Below are 16,278 nucleotides of genomic sequence, written 5' to 3'. Positions count from 1 at the left end.
GTAGCGTCAACCGAGGCTGCCAAGATAGTTGGCATGAACAGTCTCAACGATTTCAACTCGGCGTCTGTGCTGCGTTTCGGGCCTTTCGCGTTTCACCTGCGCCAGCGCCTGATCCTCGAAGGGGATCGGCAACTGCGCATGGGCGGCCGCGCGCTGGACATCCTCCAGGTGCTGGTCGAGCGCGCCGGCCGTGTGGTCAGGAAGGAGCATCTGATCGCGTTGGTCTGGCCAACGTCCGTGGTCGAAGAGATCAACCTGCGCGTGCACATTGCCGCGTTGCGTCGGGCGCTTGGCGATGGCGAAAACGGCCAGCGTTATATCGTCAATGTGCCGCAGTGCGGTTATAGCTTTATCGCCCCGGTGCATTACGACAGCGAGGCGCAATGGGTCTTCGAGCGCTTGCAGGCTCCCCAGCACAATTTGCCCGCGCGACTGACGCCGGTGACCGGTCGTGATTCGCTGGTGGGCGGCATGGTCCGACGCATGCCGCTGTGTCGCCTGATGACCGTCACAGGTCCGCCGGGAGTCGGTAAAACCACTGTGGCCCTGCGCGTGGCGGAGTTGTTGCTGGAACATTTTCGTGAGGGGGGTGGTGGGTCGATCTGGCGCAGGTCGATGAAGAAACTCCTTTGCTTGAACACCTGCTGCGCGTCTTTGATTGCGATTTCTCCACACTGTGCGTTCGTCATGCGTTGCTCGTTCTGGACAATTGCGAACATCGGCGCGATGCCTGCAAAGCACTGGTTGCAACGCTGTTGGACGCCGCGCCGCGGCTGGCCATTCTCGCCACCAGCCGCGAAGCCCTGCAGGTCACTCTGGAAACCCTGCAGCCCGTGCCACCGCTGGCCATGCCGAAAAATCCGGCGGTCAATTGCATCGCGCAAGCCATGGGCTATTCGGCGGTGCAGTTGTTCGTCAGCCGCGCCCGGTCGCGACAGCATGATTTCGTTCTGCGTGAACAAGACTTGCCAAGCGTGCGCGAGATTTGTCGTCAACTCGATGGTTTGCCGCTGGCGATCGAACTGGCAGCGGCGCAGATCGATGCCCTCGGCCTGGTCGGCTTGCAGGCGCAAATGAATAACGGTTTGCAACTGCTCAGCCACGGCAGGCGCACGGCGGTGCCGCGCCATCAATCCATGCAGGCCGCACTCGACTGGAGCTATCTGCGCTTGAGCGAACAGGAGCAGCGAGCGCTGCAGCGGTTATCGGTATTCAAAATGGCGTTTACCCTGGAGGCGGCGCTGGGCGTGATCAGTTGCACGCAACTGGCCTCGTCAACGCTGGCGGCGGTGATCGATCGCCTGGCCTGCAAGTCGCTGCTGACGGTGGAGCAGGGTGCAGATGGATGCAGATACCGCCTGCTCAATACCACTCGGCGTTACGCCCGTGAGCAACTCGAGCGCAGTGGCGAAGGGATTGATCTTGAGCGTCGACATGCGCGTTACCTCAGCCGTATGCGCCAGGCGTCAGGCGCGCAAGGGGTCGCGCAACTCGTCGAGTAGCTCGCGCACGTTGCGCAAGTCCGGGGTGGCGTAGCCCTCGGTGAAGCGTTGATAGATCGGGGTCAGCAGATCCACGGCTTCGCGACGGCGCGATTGCTGTTGCCAGAGCCGGGCCAGCGAGGTGGCGCTGCGCAGTTCCCAGGCCAAGGCGCCCTGGGACCGGGCGATGGACAGGGCTTGTTGGAGAATGGCTTCTGCTTCCTGAATATGGGTGTTGTCTGGGCGGGCCGAATCCCCAATCAACAATACATTCGCCCGTGCCCGCAAGATCTCCGCCGTGCTCCACCCCGCATCACCCGCCTGCGCGCGCTTGAGCAAATCAGCATCCACAAACCGCTCATCCAGCGTCACCATGATTTCCCGAATCAACCCGCTGCCATCTGCCGACATCGACGTGGCGCTGTCGGCGTCGATCACCTGCGCGTAGTGCCGGGCCCAGGTGTAAAACAGCAGCACCGAGTGCTTCTGCGATTGTTCAAGCAACAGATGCAGCAGTGCCCGAGCGTTCTGTTGGTCGCCGTTGTAATGGGCGATCAGGCAACTGGCCAACGCCAGCGTGTAGCAGATCGACGTGCCGTGATTGATCTGCACCGCGATGTCCAGTGCCTGGCGCGCCGTGCGCCACGCCTGCTCGGGGAAACCCTGCAGCCACAGCACTCGCGCCAGCACCGTCAGCGAGGCGACGCTCTGATCGTATTGCACGCCAAAGCCGTGGGTAAACCGATTGAGGTGGCCGCTTTGCGCCATGCGCTGAATCACCTGTTCGGCATGGATTCGCGCCTGCGGCTGGTCGCCGGCGTAGTGCAGCGCCAGCACTCGCAGCCGATGAGTGCTTAGCGATAACAGCGGCTCACCGTGCAGGCCGAGGCGGTCGAAATGTTCGCTTTGCGCCAACGCCATCCGGTAGTTCCCGCAACTGAGATTGACCGCCATGTGCCCGGACACCGCGCGCAGTTGCCCGGCGACATCGCCGTGTTGTTGCGCCAATGCGCGCGCGCTGGCGAAGGCCTCGATGGTTTCAGCCGTGCCGCCCCAGGTGTGGTAACAGGCGCTGCCGAGTGCGAGTTTCAGGGCGATTTGCAACTGTGGGCTGGGCTCGTCGGCATTTTCCAGCAGCGTCAGCGCCTGCCGCACGTAACCTCCGTATTCCTTGAGCAGCGACAACTCTTGCCATAACGGCGCCGAAGTCGCCGCCAATTCGATTGCCAGCCCCGTCGGGCCGGCGCCGCTCAGGCACCAGTCCAGCGCGGCGCGCAAGTCTTCCAGACACCGCGCGTAGCGCTCGATCCATAACGCGGTCGGGGTGTGTTCCCAAGCGGTCTGCGCCTGATGCATCAACGCCAGGCAGCGTTCGGCATGACGTTTGCGGGTTTCGCCGAGTTCGGCGGCGTGATCGAGTTTTTCCAGGGCATAGCGCCGGGTGGTGTCGAGCAAGCGGTAGAACACCTCTTCATCACCGACCTCGACATTGAGCAGTGATTTGGCCACCAGTTGCGTAACCGCGACCATCACCTCGCCGGGCAGAATCTGCTGAGCACCCATCACCGCCGCAGCGGACTCCAGGGTGAAGCTGCCGCGAAACACGCCCAGGCGGCGCAGGCAGGTTTGTTCGCCGTGGCCAAGCAGGTTGAAACTCCAGTCCAGCGTGGCGCGCAGCGTGAGGTGACGCTGCTGATTGCCCGCGATCAACGCAGGCAAGCGCCCCTGCAACTGACTGAGCAAGCCACTCAGATCCGCTTCGCTGATTTGCGCTGCTGCCAACTCGAGTGCCAACGGAATTCCGTCCAGCCGCTGGCAGATTTCGATGGCCTGCGCCAGGTTGGCTTCGTTGAGTTCGAAATGCTCATGAGCGGTCATGGCGCGTTCGGTAAACAGTTGCAGCGCGGAAAAACCCAGCGCTTGCGCACGGTCATGTACGGCCGTGGGTGGCGGGCAGTCGAGCGACTCCAGGCGCTGCACGTATTCGCCCTCGGCGCGCAGGCTCTCGCGGCTGGTGGCCAGAATGTGCACCTGCGGCGCGCCACGCAAGAGGCTTTCGCCGAGTTGCGCCACGGCGTCGATCAGGTGTTCGCAGTTGTCGATCACCAGCAGCATCTGCCGTTCGCGCAAGCCATTGATCAGGCTTGCCATTGGATCGCTGTCGTTCAGCAAAATATCGAGCAGGGCGGCCAGGTGCGAGCAGATCATGCGCGGGTCGCTCAAGGGCGCCAGATCGAGCAAGCGAATGCCGTCGCGGTAGCTGCCGATCAACTGCTCGGCAACACGCAGGGCCACAGTGGTTTTGCCAATCCCGCCGGGGCCGACCAGGGTGATGCAGCGCTGGCGCGGTAGCTGTGTCATCAGGCTGTCGACCAGCGCCTGGCGCCCGATCATCCGCGTACGCCGCAGTGGCAGGTTATGCCGTCCGGCGGTGTCGCCAGCCGGTCGTTGTTCGAGGGTTTGCAATTCAATGGGCGCGACAAAGCTGTAACCCCGCTGCGCCACGGTGACGATGTAGCGCTGGCCGGCCTGTCCGTCGCCCAATGCCTTGCGCAGCGCGGCCATGTGTACGCGCAGATTGATTTCTTCGACCACGCTGTCCGGCCAGACGCCAGCGATCAACTGTTGCTTGCTGACCACCTCGCCGGCATGGGCCAGCAGGATCAGCAGAATGTCCATCGCGCGGCGACCCAAACGCAACGGCTGCTCGCCTTCAAGCACCAGTCGTTGCGCGGGATGGATTCGATAGGGGCCGAAACCGATCGCCTGATTCGGATGAGGACTCAACAGCTCGCTCCTGCGGTGCTGCGGCGGACAGGTCGGAGCAGGGCCGGGCGCACGCGCAGGCCTTCTATTCCGGGATGTCCGGGCATAATCCTCAGGTTTTGGCGTCAGTGCAACGGGTGGCGCAGGCGTTGAGTTCAAAACGCGCTGGACGTTGAGTGGTGGCTTTTGTGTTCACGCATGACTTGGCAGCGCCAGGCGAACGGGTTGATCCCTTCGATGCGGGTGAAGATATGGCAGAAATGCGCCTGATCACAGAACCCGCATTCCAGGCTGATTTGCGTCAGGCTAAGGTCAGTGTGCTGGATCAATAGCTTGGCGCGAGCGAGGCGCTGGCGGCGAATCCAGTCCTGCGGCGAGACGCCGGTGCTGCACTTGAAGGCGCGGGAAAAGTGACTGCGAGACAGCGCACAGGCCTGCGCCAGTTCGCTGACTTCCAGGCTTTCGCCAAGACGTTCGAGGATCAATTGCTTTACCCGCCGCACGCGTTGCGGGCTGAGGCCGCCGATGCGCGCAGTGCTCGGTTCGCAGGCAGGGGCGAGGGCGACGGTATGCTGTAAATGAGCCATGGCCAAGGTCCGTGTTGGTGAGGGATCCACGCCAGGCGGCTTCCCTCAGGTCAAAAAACAACGCTGCGCAGTGAAGCGATTGTTGGTCGCGGGCCGACGACTGACGAGTTAATCGTTGTTAATTTGCTTAACAGACCCGCGAATAAACCACCGTTGATCGGCTAAAGTGCGTAGCACTGGCGTCTGGCTGGCCTTGGAAGGAAATCGAGCTGATGAACCGCAACGATCTGCGCCGCGTCGACATGAACCTTTTGGTGATATTCGAAGCGCTGATGTTCGAAAAAAACCTGACCCGCGTCGCGGAAAAGCTGTTCATGGGCCAACCGGCGGTCAGCGCCGCGCTCGGTCGCCTGCGCGATCTGTTTGACGATCCGTTGCTACTGCGCAACGGTCGCGCCATGGAGCCGACCGCCCGTGCGCTGGCGATTCTCAAGGAGCTGCAACCGGCGATGGACGTGATTTCCGGCGCGGTCAGCCGCGCCAAGGAATTCGACCCGGCGAGCAGTTGTGACGTGTTTCGCATCGGCTTGTCGGACGACGCCGAGTTCGGCCTGTTCCCGCCCCTGTTGCGTCAGCTTCAGCAAGAAGCACCGGGCATCGTCGTGGTGGTGCGTCGCGCCAATTATTTACTGATGCCGGCACTGTTGGCCTCAGGGGAAATCTCCGTTGGCGTCAGTTACACCACTGAATTACCGGCCAACGCCAAACGCAAAAAGCTGCGCGACATTCCCTGCAAAGTCCTGCGTGGCGACGATCGCCCGGGACCGCTGACTCTCGACGAGTACTGCGAGCGCCCCCATGCGATGGTGTCGTTCTCCGGCGACTTGAGCGGCAACATTGACGTCGACCTTGCCAAGGTCGGTCGCAGCCGGCGCGTGGTGCTCGGCGTACCGCAATTCAGCGGCCTGCGCGCCTTGCTCGCCGGCACAGAAATGATCGCCACCGTGCCGGATTACGCTGCCTGTGCGTTGGTTGAAGGGTGTGCGTTGCGCGCCGAAGACCCGCCGTTTCCAATTGATGCGGCGCAGTTATCGATGGCGTGGAGCGGGGTGCATGACAACGATCCGGCGGAAAAGTGGTTGAGATCGCGGATCAGCCAGTTCATGGCTGCGCCGCTGGATATCGAACACAGGTAACGTCTGTGCCATGGCGTCTGGTCAACTGTTGCCGTTCGTCCGGAATACGCCGTCACCTGTAATTTCTGACAGTAGCGCAAGTGACCGATCCGGTGTGTGATGAGCCAATGTCCTCCGGGGCAACGTCAACCACGCACAGGAGCGAATGATGAGCAGCACCTCCGTCAAGATAACCATTGATGACTTGCCCCGACCCTATGTTCTGGAAAGCCCGACTTACACCCTTCTCGATCCAGTGCTGGTCAAGTATTCGCTGACGATCGCCTCGGACGCTGTCCTCGAGTCCACGGACAAAATCAGTGTCAAATGGCAGGGCGCATCGGGCACACCCGCCGAAGGTTCACACGTCACAGGTTTTGTCGAAGTGGGCGACAAGCGCCCGGTGGAACTGCGACTGGCACCTTCATTGGCAGCCATCAATCAAGGCAAGACAGTCACGTTGACCTACGACATCATTCGCGGTAACGCACCTGCGGTGACTTCCCAGCCTTTGATTTTGTACGTGTTGCCAGTGGCACAAGGTGATTTGCCCAGGCCGACTATCGAATCGGCTGAAAAGGAGGGTGAGGGTCTGGATCTGTTCGTGCGGGATCTGCAGCAGTTTATCTTGAGAATCAATGCATGGCCTCTGATCGACCAACGGCAATTTTTCTGGGCCCGGTTTAAGGGGACGAACGCCGATGGTAGCGTGTTTGATCAACAATACTGGAGTGCGCCGGGTAGTCAGGTTGGTATGGATTTTTTCCGCTTCGGCTTTTTCGCACAAGACTTCCCGGCCGGTCCTCTGCAGGGACTGAAGGATCGCAGCGTTTTGACCATTGAGTTCGGCGCATCGCTCGACGGCAGCCTGGTTGAAACCGATGCAACCGACTTTGCGCTTCGCCACTACATTGTCAGGACCGGCGCAACGCCCACTCCGCTCAAACCTGAAATCCGCTCGGTCAGAGACCCTGAGCTACAAGAGATCCCCGATGGGCAAGCTACCCTCGCCACCAGCGTAACGATCAGCGGTACGGCGATGGCGGGCGAGCAATTAGTGGTGTTTGACGGGCCTGACTCCAGAGGAACGGTTCGTGCCGAGGCCGGTATCTGGCAGTTCCCCTTGTCCGGATTGGTTGTCGGTCCGCACACGTTCACAGCCCAGGCCATGTATGGCGATGATGAGGTGTCCGATCCCTGGACCATCACCGTTAACCCGACTGAAGGTCGGCAGCTCTCGATCGAGGAGGCTCCTGATAACGCCAATCTTGATCCACTGCAGGCGACAAGGTCCCTGACGGCCGTGCTGGATTACGACATGCAGCCCAGCGATCTGCTGAGCGTGACAGTAACCGCCGCCGCAGGTACACCCGCTGCCGGTTCGCATACCACCACGCCGGTTACGGCCGGCACCACACGCCCGGTCAGAATCAGATTGCCCGTGCTGCTGGTGCCATTCAGCATCGGAAAATCAATGGAGGTGACCTCTACTTATACCCGAGGCACCTCTGCTCCGGTGACCTCTCAACCCCTGCGTCTGAACGTGTCGCAGATTGCGCTGGATCGACTTGTGGCTCCGCGGATCACTCAGGCCAACGGCACTGATATTCTCGATCTGAAAGACGTTCCATTCGGCGCAAATCTGTTGTTTCTTATCTGGCCGTTTATCGCAGTGAACCAACGGATCTGGCTCGACCTGGAGGGCCAGAGCAACACCGGTGCGCACAACCTGCGGATGTGGGTGGGGTCGACAAATATGGTGCATCGCGCCTGGGTGACCAATGGCAGCTTCAGCCCTGTGATCTCCGCCGATTACCTGCGACTGCTGAGGAACGGCAGCAAGCTGATCATTCGTTTCAGGGTCAACTTGGATCAGGTTGCGAACGCTAATACGGCGGCGATCTTTCAAACGCGTGAATACACGATTCGGGCTGTGCCCTGAGCAAAAGCCACTCTCGGCATCTTCGGCGCCTCTTGGCGGGAAGGTCCCGAAGAGAGCACATCCATTCAATTTCTTCCTCCGCATCACCGGCATGATTCACCCCAATAACTATTAAAGGGTGGGCCCATGCACGGTTCTCAACGGGATGAACAGGCGCGCGACCTCGGTTTGCTATTTCTGCGGGTGACCGGCGGGCTCTTCCTGCTGTGGGTCCACGGCTTGCCCAAGCTGCTCGACTTCGGCGCGCAGCTGCAACTGATCGAAGACCCGTTCCACCTCGGCGCGCACCTGACCTTATGTCTGGCGATCTTCGCTGAAGTCCTCTGTCCGCTACTGATCGTCGCCGGGGTGCTGGCGCGATTGGCCTGCGTGCCTATTCTCTTTGTGCTGCTGGTGGCGCTGCTGATCGTGCATCCGCAATGGAGCGTGGCCGAAGGGCAGTTCGGCTGGTTGCTGCTGATCCTGTTTACCACTGTGTTGATCGCCGGGCCGGGACGGCTGGCGCTCAATGTCCGATTGCCCGGAGTGCTGCGTTATGCCTGAAGTCCTGAGTCAAAAAGCACCGGGGTCTGATGAGACCGTCACGTTGATCGTCAAGCACCGGGTCAAGGCCGGTTTCGAGGCGGCGTATGAAACCTGGCTGCGCAACATCGTCCGGGTGGCGGGGCAGCGCGAAGGGCATTTGGGCGTCGACGTGGTGCGCGGCAAGCGTGCCGGCCTCGACTTCTACACCTGCGTGCTGCGCTTTTGCTCCACCGACGCGATGCAGCAATGGCTGGAATCGCCACAACGTCAGGCGCTGGTCGACGAAGCCGCGCCAATGCTCGCTGACGGCGACCAGACCGAAGTCGCCCCGATCAACGAGTTCTGGTTTTCGCCGCTGGCCGATGCAGCCTCACCGCCGCCGCGCTGGAAGCAAGCGGTGATCACGCTGCTGGTGATTTTGCCGCACACCTTGCTGGTGCCACTGATCTGGGGGCCGCTGCTCAAGCTGCATCCGCTGCTTTCCAACTACGTGGTTGCCACGTTCCTGATCACCCTGACCATCGTTGTGTCGGTGGTGTACGTGTTCATGCCCCGTGTGACGCGACTGTTCGCGCCGTGGCTGGAGGCGGGTCAGGCCCATGAACACCTCGATTCCCAAGAAATCTCGCCACGCTGAGCGCGCGAGGTTTGCTCCTTTTCACTTTGTTTGAGGAACTGCGATGAGCGCCGATCTGATTCTCTTCAATGGCCAATTTCATACCGTAGACCGAACCAAACCACTGGCCAGTGCCGTGGCAATCACCGACGGGCGCTTTGTTGTCGTCGGCAATGACAATCAGGCCATGGCCCTGCGCGGGCCGAACACGCAAGTGGTCGATATGCACGGCCGCTGCGTGATCCCCGGCCTTAATGACTCGCACCTGCACCTGATCCGTGGCGGTTTGAACTACAACCTCGAACTGCGCTGGGAAGGCGTGCCGTCGCTGGCCGACGCACTGCGCATGCTCAAGGATCAGGCCGACCGCACGCCGACCCCGCAATGGGTACGCGTGGTCGGTGGCTGGAACGAATTCCAGTTCGCCGAAAAGCGCATGCCGACCCTGGAAGAAATCAACCTGGCCGCGCCGGACACCCCGGTGTTCGTCCTACACCTGTACGACCGTGCGCTGCTCAACCGTGCCGCGTTGCGCGTGGCCGGTTACACCCGCGACACGCCGAACCCGCCGGGCGGCGAGATCGTCCGTGATGCCAACGGCAACCCGACCGGCATGCTGGTCGCGCGGCCGAACGCAATGATCCTCTACTCGACGCTGGCCAAGGGGCCGAAGCTGCCGCTGGAGTATCAGGTCAACTCGACCCGTCAGTTCATGCGTGAACTCAATCGCCTCGGCCTGACCAGCGCGATCGATGCCGGCGGTGGTTTCCAGAACTATCCGGACGATTACCAAGTGATCGAGCAACTGGCCAAAGACGACCAGTTGACTGTGCGCATCGCCTACAACCTGTTCACCCAAAAGCCCAAAGAAGAGCTGAGCGACTTCCAGAACTGGACCGGCAGCGTCAAGTTGCATCAGGGCGACGACTTCCTGCGCCACAACGGCGCCGGCGAGATGCTGGTGTTCTCGGCAGCCGATTTCGAAGACTTCCTCGAACCGCGCCCGGACTTGCCGCAAACCATGGAGGAGGAGCTGGAGCCGGTGGTGCGCCATCTGGTCGAACAGCGCTGGCCGTTCCGTTTGCATGCGACTTATAACGAATCGATCAGCCGCATGCTCGACGTGTTCGAGAAGGTCGACCGTGACATTCCGTTCAACGGCTTGCCATGGTTCTTCGACCACGCCGAAACCATCACCCCGCAAAACATCGAGCGGGTGAAAGCGCTGGGCGGCGGTATCGCGATTCAGGATCGCATGGCGTTCCAGGGCGAATACTTCGTCGACCGCTACGGCAAGCAAGCCGCCGAAGCGACGCCGCCGATCAAACGCATGCTCGCCGAAGGCGTGCCGGTCGGCGCCGGCACCGATGCCACGCGGGTGTCGAGCTACAACCCGTGGACCTCGCTGTACTGGATGGTCAGCGGTCGCACCGTCGGCGGTCTGGCGCTGTACGAAGAAGGTCTGCCGCGCATCACCGCGCTGGAATTGTTCACCCACGGCAGCGCGTGGTTCTCGTCTGAACAAGGCAAGAAAGGCCAGATCAAGGTCGGGCAACTGGCGGATCTGGCGGCGCTGAGCGCGGACTTCTTCCACGTCGAAGAAGAAGCGATCAAGTGGATCGAGTCGGTACTCACCGTGGTCGGCGGCAAGATCGTTTACGCCGTCGGCGACTTCGAAGACTTGGGGCCGCGCTCGATTCCGGTGTTGCCGGACTGGTCGCCTGTGGTGAAAGTCCCGGGCCATTGGCGGCCGAACTCGCCGTTGCAGTCGCAGGTTCACCAGTGCAGCGGCCCGTGCGCCGTGCACACCCACAGCCATGAAAAGGCGCGGATGTCGAACGCGCCGGTCAGCGACTTCGCCGGTTTCTGGGGCGCGTTCGGCTGTTCCTGCTTCGCGTTCTGATTTCCCCTGAAGCGCCGACCATGCGGTCGGCGCTTAACGTTTCATCCATCCGTCCATCAGGAGTTTCCCCATGAGCGTTCCTTACACACGTCTGAACAAAGATGATGCGGTTGTGCTGCTGGTCGATCACCAGACCGGCCTGATCTCGCTGGTACAGGATTTCACCCCGAACGAGTTCAAGAACAACGTGCTGGCGCTGGGCGACATCGCCAAGTTCTTCAAGCTGCCGACCATCCTCACCACCAGTTTCGACGCCGGCCCCAACGGCCCGATCGTGCCTGAATTGCGCGAGCAGTTCCCCGATGCACCGTTCATTCAGCGTCCAGGCCAGATCAATGCCTGGGACAACGAAGACTTCGTCAAAGCGATCAAGGCCACCGGTCGCAAGCAACTGATCATCGCCGGTGTGGTGACTGACGTTTGCGTGGCATTCCCGACCTTGTCGGCCATTGCTGAAGGTTATGAAGTGTTTGTGGTGACTGACTCGTCGGGCACCTTCAACACCACCGTGCAGCAGGCGGCGTGGGCGCGGATGTCGGCAGCGGGTGCACACCTGTTGAACTGGTTCTCGGTGGCGTGTGAGCTGCAGGGCGACTGGCGCAACGACATGGAAGGTCTGGCTAACTTGCTGTCGAACCGTTTGCCGAACTATCGCAACCTGATCAACAGCTACACCAAGTTCACGGCCAAGTAACTGCTGAACTAAAAGTGCCCGCTTGATTGCGGGCATTTTTATGTGCTGCCTGATTTCCTGTGGCGAGGGAGCTTGTCGGATCGCCGCACCGTCCCGCTTGAGTGCGCAGCGCTCACGAGATACTGGCGCCGCTGCGCAGCCCAGCGGGAGCAAGCTCCCTCGCCACAGGATTTGGTGTTTGCCTTTCTTGCGGGTCAGCGTTTTTGCAGCCAACCAAGAAATCCGCCTTTGCGCGACGGCGCGGTTTTCGCCATCAACGCGAGATGACTGTTCTGCTGACGCACCGCCTGCAATTTATTCAACGCCCGACTGACCTCCGTGCGCTGCTCCATGCACTGACGAGTCAGGGTCTTGTCCAGTCGATAAATGATGCTCGACGTCAGCGCCGTGAACGTAGCCTGCGACGGTGTATCCGCCAGAATGCTCTGTTCACCCATGACCTCGCTCGGCCCCATCCGCCCGGCCTCGGTCTGCCCGTCACCGTCGGGCACGGTCGCACTGACCACGCCCGTGGCAATCACGAACAGACTGTCCGGCACTTCGTCCAGATCCAGCACCACCTGGCCCGCCGAGTACTGCTGCGCGACCATCGATTCGGCGAGGCGATCACGTTCTTCGCTGCTCAGCGAACGGAATATTTTCACTTCATCGAGCAATGCGCGGGCGCGGCTCGAAGGTTCGATCACACCCTCCGGATGCCGCGAAATGCCAGCCGCTTCGAGATGACGATGCGCGAGGTCGAACAGTTGATTGCGCACTTCGTTTTTCTTGCCCAGTTCGGCGATAAAACCGCTGGCCACGTATTCGGACATCTCTTCGCCGGCCTCTTTCAACACCACTTTCGGCGCCGGGCTCAGCAGCAGACTGCTGCTGCCTTGCAGTGTGCGGTCGAGGGCGTCGAGCACCCGGCGTGGGCGGATGTAGTTCGGCACTTTGATGCTGATCGACACACCGTGCAGGTTGTTCGGGCGACTGAGGTTGACGATTTTCGCCTTGGCTGCCACCGAGTTCGGCACCACCGCCATGGTTCCGGCGCTGGTGAGCAGGTGCGTGGCGCGCCAGTCGATATCGAGCACTTTGCCCTCGATGCCATCGATCACCACGAAGTCGTCCACCTGATACGGCTTGGTGGTGTTGAGCACGATCCCGGAAAACACATCGGCCAGCGTACTTTGCAGCGCCAGACCGACGACGATCGCGAACACACCAGAGGTCGCCAGCAAGCCTTTGACCGGCAACTCCAGTACGTAGCCGGCGGCGGCAACGATGGCCACCAGAAACACCAGCGCACCGATGACGTCCTGCAGCAGGCGACCGCTGTGGCCGATGCGGCGCATCAGGATCAAACCGATCACTTCGGTCAGCACCCGCGCCGCGTACAACCACCAGAGAATCCCCAGCGCCGTTGCCCCCAGTTGCGCCACGCGATCATCGGCGAACAGCGGCGCCTGCAACGGGCTGACACCGGCGTTGATCACCAGCGCGGTGAAGGCCAGAAACAGCACCAGGCGCACCGCCACTTTCGGCGCACGATGGGTGAAGGGCGTGAAGTGCCAGAGCACGGCGTCGAGCAACAGCAGGGCAGCGCTCAGGGACAGCAGGTGGGTGAGGAGGAAGGACATGATGTGCTCCGGATTGGCAAGAGCCTTGGTAATGAAGGACTTTTTGTGGTGAGGGGATTTAGCGAAACGTCGCACCGCCCCGACGGGTTGCGCAGCGACCCCGCTCTTATCCAGAAGAAGCAGGGGACTGCTGCTCAGCCCATCGGGGATAAATCCCCTCACCACAAGATCGATGGAAAAGATCGCCGCCTGCACGTGTCCGATGTGGGAGCCGCTGCAGGCTGCGATCTTTTAACGTCAAGGCTGCAAGTGCGTCTTCAGCTCAGCCGCCGCCTGGCGCACGGCCGCTTTCACCTCAGGAATCTGGCTCAGTGGGTTGAGCAGACCGAAGTCATGAATCATCCCGTTGTAGCGCACCGAGGTCACCGCCACGCCGGCCGCATCCAGGTGCCGCGCGTAGCCTTCGCCTTCATCACGCAACACGTCGAACTCGGCGGTCTGCACCATGGCGGCGGGCAAGCCCATGAGCTGTTCGGCGCTGGCATTGAGTGGCGAGGCATGGATCTGCGCACGCTCGGCCGGGTTGGTGGTGTAGTTGTCCCAGAACCATTTCATCATGCCTTTGGTGAGGAAGTGGCCCTCGGCGAATTGCTGGTACGAGCCGTCGTCAAATTGCGCGTTGGTCACCGGCCACATCAGCAACTGGAAGCGCAGGGCCGGGGTTTTTTGCTCCTTGGCCATCAACGCCACCACTGCCGCCATGTTGCCGCCGACGCTGTTGCCGGCCACCGCCAGGCGCTTGCCATCGACACCGATGTCTTTGCCGTGTTCCGCCACCCATTTTGTCGCGGCATAGGCCTGGTTGATCGCAGTCGGGTACTGCGCTTCCGGCGACGGCGTGTAATCGACGTACACCGCAACGGCGCCAGAGCCCACCACCAGATCACGAATCAGCCGCTGGTGGGTTGGATAATCACCGAGCACCCAGCCGCCACCGTGGAAGAACATGAACACCGGCAACTCGCCTTTGACCTTGGCCGGACGCACCACTTTCAGGTTGATCGTCTGGCCATCGACCTTGATCGCCTTGTCGCTGACTTCCACACCGGACAAATCAACCTTCACCGAAGCCTGCGCACCGGTCAGCACCGCGCGGGCGTCTTTCGGGCTCAGCTGTTCCAGCGGCTTGCCACCACCGGCGGCGAGGGCTTCAAGGAACGCTTGAGTGTTGTGTTCGACACCCTCGCTGCCAGCGGCAAAAGCATTACCGATGGACAGGGCGAGGAGGGAAGCGGTCAGGGTTTTCTTGACGAGGTTCATGGTGGAAATCCTTTTGAATATTTTTGATTTGTTTGCCTGGGTTGCGGGCTGCTGTGGCGCTGGGCTTCAGGCCTCAGCAACACCGTGGACACAGATTAATGGGGTGCTGAAAAGTGAAAAAGCGGCTATAAAGCGTTTAACTGTCCACCAGAGAGTGACAATGAACCCGTTCGAAGACATGCGTATTTTTTGCCAGGTCATGGACTCCGGCAGCTTCACCGCCGCGGCTGATCAGTTGGGACTGTCCAAGCAATTCGTCAGCCGTCGCTTGATGCAACTTGAGGAGCGCCTCGGTGTGCGATTGTTGAATCGCTCGACCCGGCGCCTCGACGTCACGCCGCTGGGTCAGAGCTATTACGAGTCAGCATTGCGCTTGCTGGGTGAAGTCGAACAGGTCGAGCAGGGCATCGCCGGACAGACCGCCGAGCCGCGCGGCACGATTCGCGTGAGTGCGCCGCTGTCATTTGCCGTGGCGCATCTCGGTTGTCTGCTGCCAGTGTTCTTGCAGCGCTATCGCGAGGTCACCGTTGAAGTCGATTTGAGCGATCGCCCGGTGGACCTGCTCGGCGAGGGCTACGACCTGGCGTTGCGCATCGGCGTGCTGGAAGACTCGACCTTGATCGCGCGTCGCATCGCCAGCATTGAGCGGGTGTATTGCGCCAGCCCGGCTTATCTGGCCGAACGCGGTACACCGATGAAACCCGAAGAACTGCTCAGCCATGATTGCCTGCCTTATGGCCATGGTCGTTCGGTGCAATGGCGGTTCAACGCGGGGCAGGGCAAACCGCTGTTGGTCAATGTCACCGGGCGTATGCGCGTGAACAACGGTGAATTGTTAAGGGACGCAGCGGTGCAGGGGATGGGGATTACCTATCTGCCAACGTTCATTGTTGGCGCGGCGTTGAAGGACGGGCGCTTGGTGCCGGTGCTGGATGATCTCCGTCCGGAGCCGCTGACGTTATCGGCGGTGTATCCGCAGCATCGCCAGGCGTCGCGCCCGGTGCAGGCGTTGATCGAATTCCTGCGCGAACGCCTCAACCAAAGCAACGTCGCCCTCTAAACCCTACGCAGAAAAAATCTGTAAGCCTGCGCCTGCTAACCCTGGCTGCCCTGCATTCAAGCGACTGGGTGATTGATCGCATGCCCCGGCTGCGCGTATAGATCAATGCCGAGGGCATGCATGACTTTCAAAACCGTGTCGAAGCGCGGTTTTGCACCCGGCGCGAACGCCTTGTACAGACTCTCGCGACCCATGCCTGACGTTTTGGCTATCTGCGTCATTCCGCGTGCCTTAAGCACATAGCCGATTGCACGAAGAAACTCTTCGTTATCCCCGTCTGCGAGTACCTGAGACAGGTATTCGCTGATAGCTTCGTCACTGTCCAGCAGTGCTGCCATGTCGAAATTCGTCAAAGTCTGGCTCATGGTTAAACCTCCTTAGCCATTTTTTGTGCGCGGCGGATGTCTGCGCTCTGTGAGGACTTATCGCCGCCAGCCAATAGAACGATGATTGCACCGTTACGCATCGTGAAATACACCCGAAAGCCCGCAGCCACATCTACGCGCATTTCCGATACGCCATCACCCACCGGTTTAACATCGCCGAGATTTCCTGTTGAGGCCCGATCGATGCGACGTGCGATGGCGACTTTTGCCCGCAGGTCTCGAATAGAACGGTGCCAAGCCTGGAAGGCTGCTGTTTGTTGAATAAGGTAATCCATTGCTTGACTGTATCCAAGTGGATACTTTTGCGAAGTCAGGCAAGTC

The 16,278-nt window shown here is 60.9% G+C and carries 13 protein-coding genes and 1 pseudogene; 8 read left to right on the top strand and 6 right to left on the bottom strand.

The genetic code is table 11. The features are described 5' to 3' along the window. The first annotated feature begins 33 nt into the window (after positions 1-33). Positions 34-1,502: pseudogene (locus JFT91_RS22245) on the top strand (ATP-binding protein). Here the strand turns inward: JFT91_RS22245 and JFT91_RS22240 are convergent. Beyond that, complete coding sequence (locus JFT91_RS22240; RefSeq protein ID WP_201233876.1) at positions 1,467-4,268, bottom strand: ATP-binding protein; 2,802 nt, start codon at positions 4,266-4,268, stop codon at positions 1,467-1,469. The pseudogene JFT91_RS22245 and the gene JFT91_RS22240 overlap by 36 nt on opposite strands. Positions 4,269-4,402: 134 nt before the next feature. Next, positions 4,403-4,834 carry a helix-turn-helix domain-containing protein gene (locus tag JFT91_RS22235; protein ID WP_201233875.1) on the bottom strand — a complete coding sequence of 144 codons (432 nt, stop codon included), beginning with the start codon at positions 4,832-4,834 and terminating at the stop codon, positions 4,403-4,405. Between the two features lie 212 nt (positions 4,835-5,046). Here JFT91_RS22235 and JFT91_RS22230 point away from each other — a divergent pair, with 212 nt between their 5' ends. From JFT91_RS22230 to ycaC, 6 genes are all read left to right on the top strand, one after another. Next, on the top strand, positions 5,047-5,970 hold the full coding sequence (locus tag JFT91_RS22230) for a LysR family transcriptional regulator (protein ID WP_201233874.1): 924 nt from the start codon (positions 5,047-5,049) through the stop codon (positions 5,968-5,970). A 148-nt stretch (positions 5,971-6,118) separates the two neighbouring features. Further along, positions 6,119-7,891 (top strand): Ig-like domain-containing protein, encoded by a 1,773-nt coding sequence (locus JFT91_RS22225; protein WP_201233873.1) that lies wholly within the window; start codon positions 6,119-6,121, stop codon positions 7,889-7,891. 126 nt (positions 7,892-8,017) lie between these two features. Continuing rightward, entirely contained in the window at positions 8,018-8,434 is a 417-nt protein-coding gene (locus JFT91_RS22220; protein WP_201233872.1) for a DoxX family protein, read from the top strand. After that, the gene (locus JFT91_RS22215; RefSeq protein ID WP_201233871.1) at positions 8,427-9,053 is read left to right on the top strand and encodes an antibiotic biosynthesis monooxygenase; all 627 of its coding nucleotides are present in this window, start codon (positions 8,427-8,429) and stop codon (positions 9,051-9,053) included. The genes JFT91_RS22220 and JFT91_RS22215 overlap by 8 nt, the downstream gene beginning before the upstream one ends. A 43-nt stretch (positions 9,054-9,096) precedes the next feature. Beyond that, a complete protein-coding gene (locus tag JFT91_RS22210; RefSeq protein WP_201233870.1) occupies positions 9,097-10,935 on the top strand; it encodes an amidohydrolase in 1,839 nt (612 codons plus the stop codon). Positions 10,936-11,005: 70 nt separating this feature from the next. Continuing rightward, positions 11,006-11,629: an isochorismate family cysteine hydrolase YcaC gene (gene ycaC / locus JFT91_RS22205; protein WP_201233869.1), complete on the top strand. Its 624-nt coding sequence runs from the start codon at positions 11,006-11,008 to the stop codon at positions 11,627-11,629. Positions 11,630-11,823: 194 nt separating this feature from the next. Here ycaC and JFT91_RS22200 read toward each other — a convergent pair whose 3' ends face one another. Beyond that, positions 11,824-13,251 (bottom strand): mechanosensitive ion channel family protein, encoded by a 1,428-nt coding sequence (locus JFT91_RS22200; RefSeq protein ID WP_201233868.1) that lies wholly within the window; start codon positions 13,249-13,251, stop codon positions 11,824-11,826. Between the two features lie 237 nt (positions 13,252-13,488). Continuing rightward, positions 13,489-14,511, bottom strand: coding sequence for an alpha/beta hydrolase (locus JFT91_RS22195; protein WP_201233867.1), 1,023 nt, complete (start codon positions 14,509-14,511; stop codon positions 13,489-13,491). Positions 14,512-14,671: 160 nt separating this feature from the next. Here JFT91_RS22195 and JFT91_RS22190 point away from each other — a divergent pair, with 160 nt between their 5' ends. Then, a complete protein-coding gene (locus tag JFT91_RS22190) occupies positions 14,672-15,571 on the top strand; it encodes a LysR family transcriptional regulator (protein WP_201233866.1) in 900 nt (299 codons plus the stop codon). 56 nt (positions 15,572-15,627) lie between these two features. On the opposite strand, the gene JFT91_RS22185 is transcribed toward JFT91_RS22190, so the two are convergent. Beyond that, positions 15,628-15,936 (bottom strand): addiction module antidote protein, encoded by a 309-nt coding sequence (locus tag JFT91_RS22185; RefSeq protein WP_201202416.1) that lies wholly within the window; start codon positions 15,934-15,936, stop codon positions 15,628-15,630. A 2-nt stretch (positions 15,937-15,938) separates the two neighbouring features. After that, positions 15,939-16,232, bottom strand: coding sequence for a type II toxin-antitoxin system RelE/ParE family toxin (locus tag JFT91_RS22180; RefSeq protein WP_201202417.1), 294 nt, complete (start codon positions 16,230-16,232; stop codon positions 15,939-15,941). Positions 16,233-16,278 lie beyond the last annotated feature (46 nt).

Source organism: Pseudomonas sp. TH08 (assembly GCF_016651275.1).
In the GTDB taxonomy this organism is placed as follows: domain Bacteria; phylum Pseudomonadota; class Gammaproteobacteria; order Pseudomonadales; family Pseudomonadaceae; genus Aquipseudomonas.
The sequence above is the reverse complement of the archived record's forward strand: the minus strand, read 5'-3'. Positions and strand labels throughout refer to the sequence as shown.